Below are 419 nucleotides of genomic sequence, written 5' to 3'. Positions count from 1 at the left end.
GTATTAATCCTTCGGGGGTAACCCCACCGCGTGATTTTTTTCTTTTTCAAGAACACGCAGACCGAGTAGTTGCATACGAAGGCCGTGCTTTCCGAAAGGAATGCGCGGCTTGTTCTCGTTTATAGGCAATCGTAACAGGGGCTTATGGCTGGACGAATTCCGCGTGTATTTATCAATGACTTGCTGGCTCGCACCGACATCGTCGATCTGATCGACGCCCGGGTAAAGCTTAAAAAGCAGGGCAAGAACTATCACGCGTGCTGTCCGTTCCACCACGAAAAAACGCCTTCATTCACCGTTAATGGCGACAAACAGTTTTATCACTGTTTTGGTTGTGGAGCGCACGGTAACGCCGTCGACTTCCTGATGAATTACGACAGGCTCGAGTTTGTCGAAACCATCGAGGAACTGGCCACCAT

General features: G+C 49.9%; 1 protein-coding gene. It reads left to right on the top strand.

What is annotated here, in order from left to right:
* Window positions 1–144: 144 nt before the first annotated feature.
* Window positions 145–419, top strand: a 275-nt coding sequence (locus DUK53_RS17250) for a CHC2 zinc finger domain-containing protein (protein ID WP_236637333.1), incomplete at its 3' end; no start/stop codon positions are given.

This window comes from Listeria sp. SHR_NRA_18 (assembly GCF_003856515.1).
Lineage (GTDB): Bacteria > Bacillota > Bacilli > Lactobacillales > Listeriaceae > Listeria_A > Listeria_A newyorkensis.
The sequence above is the reverse complement of the archived record's forward strand: the minus strand, read 5'-3'. Positions and strand labels throughout refer to the sequence as shown.